The sequence below is a fragment of the Methylobacterium sp. Leaf399 genome, assembly GCF_001424525.1.
Taxonomy (GTDB): Bacteria; Pseudomonadota; Alphaproteobacteria; order Rhizobiales; family Beijerinckiaceae; genus Methylobacterium.
The window spans coordinates 1-3,987 of sequence record NZ_LMQK01000028.1; the positions used below are offsets into that span (position 1 = coordinate 1).

A 3,987-nucleotide genomic window follows, 5' to 3' on the forward strand; every position below is an offset into this window, starting at 1 on the left:
GTACCCATTCACACCTTCGCACCCGAGCAGTTCCCGGCGCTGTTCGGACCAAGCGTGCGCATCGAACAGGACGGGACTTGGTGGGAGTGTGCAGCGTGAATAATCCAGTTTCCGTTTTCCGGGCCCTGAGCCCCAGCTTCATCGACGCCCTGGAGGCCTTGGCGGAACGGGCAGGTTGGTGGCAGGACGTGCTCGCTCACCCCGACCTGATCCTGGCGGTGCGGCGCGAGGCAGTGAACGTCTACCACCGCGGCGCCTCGATCTTCCGCGTCACCTTCCCGAACGGCACGGTCACGGCGGAGACGCACGCCAAGTATCTCCTGCGCCAGCGCCAAACGACGGTTCGGCTCGACCCGGCAGGGGGCTTCGGGATCGACCCGGCCAGCGCCGTATGGACGGACTATGCCGGTCCCGCGACCTTGGCCGAGATGCTTCGGGCCGCTTCCGCACTGGCAGGCCTGGAGAAGACTGGCCTGCACCGGCTGCTGCGCAACGCCACCAACGTGATCGATGTCGAGATTGCGCTGACGGGTTCCACACCCGGCAACACCACCACGGGGAACGACGAGCACAACAACGAGGGTGTCGAGGCCGACGCGGCGCTACTAGACGGCACGGCAGTCGCGTCCCCAACCCAGAGGCAGGACCGGCTCGACGTGGCGAGCCTGGAGGAGAGGGGCAACCCAGACGAGGCGTGGCTGGTGTTCCACGAGGCTAAGATCGCCGCGAATCCAGAACTGCGCGCCGCGCCGGACAACGTGCCAGCGATCGTCGAGCAGGTGGCGCGCTACACAGAGACCCTGACCCGGGAAGCCGATCGGCTCGTCGCCGGCTACCAGGCGCTGTGCCAAGACCTCACTCGGCTCGACGCCCTGCGCCAGCGGGTGCAGGGAACCACAGGCGTATCGGAGGCCGATCTCTGGCGGCGCGATCCGTTGGCAGCAGAAGTCGCCAAGGGAAAGCGGTGTTTGCGGGTCGACCCGCGCCCACGGCTCGTCGTGTTCGGCTTCGACGCCAACCAGCGCAATGGCATCCTCGGCGGGCACCTCAACCGACTGCAGGCAGAGCCGTTCAGTCTCGCAGTCCGGGCCATCGGCAACCCGGGCGCGGGCACCAGCAACGCCTTCCGGCGACCGTAGCTAATCGTCTCGACACGCTCGCAGATTGTGGATGCGACCGCCAGCCGCACCCACAATCTGCGCTCAGCTGTAAATTCCGAGGGGGGTCTACGTGAATCCCTAGTCCCGGCTCGTTCGAGCCCCGACGGGACTTCGTCATCATGTCGCTGCCCACTCCCGCCCTCACCCGCGGCACCTTCCACGCCGCCCTCTTGGCTCTGCTGTGCNCCCACAATCTGCGCTCAGCTGTAAATTCCGAGGGGGGTCTACGTGAATCCCTAGCCCCGGCTCGTTCGAGCCCCGACGGGACTTCGTCATCATGTCGCTGCCCACTCCCGCCCTCACCCGCGGCACCTTCCACGCCGCCCTCTTGGCTCTGCTGTGCTTCTCCGAGCAGGCCCAATCTGAACCGCGTCTCGAAGGCCGCTTCCAGGGCCGCGGCGAAGGGCTCCTCACCCTGCGCGTCGCCGACGTTTCGACCGAACCGAACCGGCCCGAGTATTACGTCACCACCGACACCGCCGTGCCGAACGAGTGCACCGGCAGCGTGGGTGGACTGGCCACCCTGATCAATCCCGGCACCCTGCGACTGCGCCAGAAGGGTGAGGGCAGCGAGCAGACCTGCGAGGTGACGCTGCGCTTCAGCCCCGATCGCAGCCGCGTGACGATGTCGGCGCAGAACTGCAGCGACTACCACGGAATGTCCTGCGATTTCGCCGGAGCGCTCAAGCGCCGCTGATCCGGACTAGGGCCGAGCGCGACCATAGCCGCGTTCGTCCACTGCCGCGACTGGCCGCCCCCCGGTCCACCCTCTCTCCTGCCTCCGAAACGGAGCCGCCCCATGCGCACCCTGCTGCCGCGTGCAACCCTGACGCTTGCCCTGCTCCTTGCCGCCCCGGCGGCCCACGCCAATCCGCCGGTCGACGAGACAAAGGCGGGGCTGTGCCTNTGCGCACCCTGCTGCCGCGTGCAACCCTGACGCTTGCCCTGCTCCTTGCCGCCCCGGCGGCCCACGCCAATCCGCCGGTCGACGAGACAAAGGCGGGGTTGTGCCTCGACCTCAAGGTCGACGGCCAGGTTTGTCGCTGCAACCACGACTTCCGGCTCGTCGACGACGGCCAGGGCGAGATCACACTCGTCACCGGCTACGACGAGGCCAAGGCCGGCGTGAAGACGGTGGTGGCGTTCGCGACCGCCCAGGCACCCGACATGGAGAACGCCTACGGCTACGCCCTGCGCCTGACCTCGGTGACGCTGATGCCGGTGGGGAACCCCGACAGCCAACGGCATTGGCCGGCCACCGGCCTGTGCTTCATGGTCAAGCCGAACCCGGTGCGGGCGGGGACAACGCCGATCAAGCAGGACATCGTCATCCTGTGCACGGCCCACCTCACCGACACGGCCGCTCGTGTTCGCCGCTTCGACTGGAAGTTCGTGTTTTGACGATGCCCCACGAGCACTTTCAGCACCATGATTGGAGCGGCCCCATGCACAGACCAACGACACGAAAGCTCGCGGCCCTCCTCGCCTGCCTAAGCCTGACACCTGCCCCGACCAACGCGGCCGAGCTGATCCCCGGGCGCTGCCACATGAGCACCTGCAACTGGTTCAGCGTCGAGGAGAAAGATCTGGCCGGCACCGCGAAGATGGGGGCGTTGTTCAAGGTCGTGCTCGAGGGCTGGCAGTCCCACCACCCGGACAGCAACTACGCCCGCAAGACACAGCGGCAGGGCGGGCAAGCGAGAACCAGCTACGTCTTCTGCTCCAAGTCGAAGCCGGCACTTATCGATCGCGATGCACAGGGTCGCTGGGCCGCGGAGTACCTGCCGATCAACGCCGCGTTCGGACCGCCGGGCGTGCTGGAGACGGCGGCGACGATCTACTTCGCCGTCTGCCATGCGATCGGCGCAGGCAGCCAAGAGGACACCACCGACCTTGCCCGCCGGTTCGGCTACCCGGAGCAGGAGGAGAAAGGACCGGCGGAGACGCCGATCACACGGCCCGAGGACATCCTGAGGCCATGAGTACCACCCGCCGATCAGAGAGACATTCCATGCACTTCGAGGCTGAACGCAGACCGGAATGCCCGGAGAAAAAGGCGGCGACCGTACCGTCGGTCGGCATCTTCTGGGGCGTGCCGGAAGACGACAGAACCGTGCTCGTCACTCACCGCACACCCTTGGCGGAAGCGGAAAGCTACGGCGACTGCCTCACCCATCCCCACGGGCACAACGAAGTCTGGGAGGGATGGCGGCGGCTCGGAGCCACGGCTCTGCGCCGCCAGGGCCTGCCCGCCGCAATCGCTGCGCATGAGTACGAGGTCTTCCCGCGCGGGCGTGTCGTCTACATGCGGCCGGCCGTGTTGTTCACCCTCTACGCCGACCGGCGGCTTCAACGGCCCGACACGGTCGCCGAACTCGTCCGGCGATTTGGCCTGACTGAACAGCGCCACGTCGTGCGATCCGACGTGCACTACCGCAGCTGAGCCCAAGGCAGAGGAGCGCCCTCAAGGGAGCATCATCGCAGAATTCATGGCGAACGTCCTTCCGACAGACCGACCCCCTCCTACTATTTGGTCAGCGAGAACAAAGGTGACAAGCTCCCGACGGGATGACTGTCAACCGTCTCGCCCACATCCAAGAAAGCTACCCGAAACAGCCCAGGCCAAGTGTTTGAAAGTTGAGCGGTCCGCGTATCCATCTTCTGCCGGGATAGCGGCATCACGGACACCCGCGAGCTGTCGCTCAGCCCCGACGGGGACAGACTTATACCAAGCCTCGCTGAGCAGGACTCACGCGGGGTAGCGTCAGCATCTCGGTCGTGATTCCTTCCTTGGGTTTGGAGCCTGAGGAGGATGCGATGGCTGCTC

4 protein-coding genes are annotated in these 3,987 nt (G+C 66.4%); all 4 read left to right on the forward strand.

The window, feature by feature from the left end:
* Positions 1–95: 95 nt before the first annotated feature.
* Positions 96–1,139, forward strand: a complete 1,044-nt coding sequence (locus tag ASG40_RS13340) for a hypothetical protein (RefSeq protein WP_244472481.1) — start codon at positions 96–98, stop codon at positions 1,137–1,139.
* A gap of 298 nt (positions 1,140–1,437) precedes the next feature.
* Positions 1,438–1,857 (forward strand): hypothetical protein, encoded by a 420-nt coding sequence (locus tag ASG40_RS13345; RefSeq protein WP_055886523.1) that lies wholly within the window; start codon positions 1,438–1,440, stop codon positions 1,855–1,857.
* Positions 1,858–2,605: 748 nt separating this feature from the next.
* Complete coding sequence (locus ASG40_RS13355) at positions 2,606–3,142, forward strand: hypothetical protein (protein ID WP_156387726.1); 537 nt, start codon at positions 2,606–2,608, stop codon at positions 3,140–3,142.
* Positions 3,139–3,603, forward strand: coding sequence for a hypothetical protein (locus ASG40_RS13360; RefSeq protein WP_244480617.1), 465 nt, complete (start codon positions 3,139–3,141; stop codon positions 3,601–3,603). Before ASG40_RS13355 ends, ASG40_RS13360 begins: the two co-directional genes overlap by 4 nt.
* Positions 3,604–3,987 lie beyond the last annotated feature (384 nt).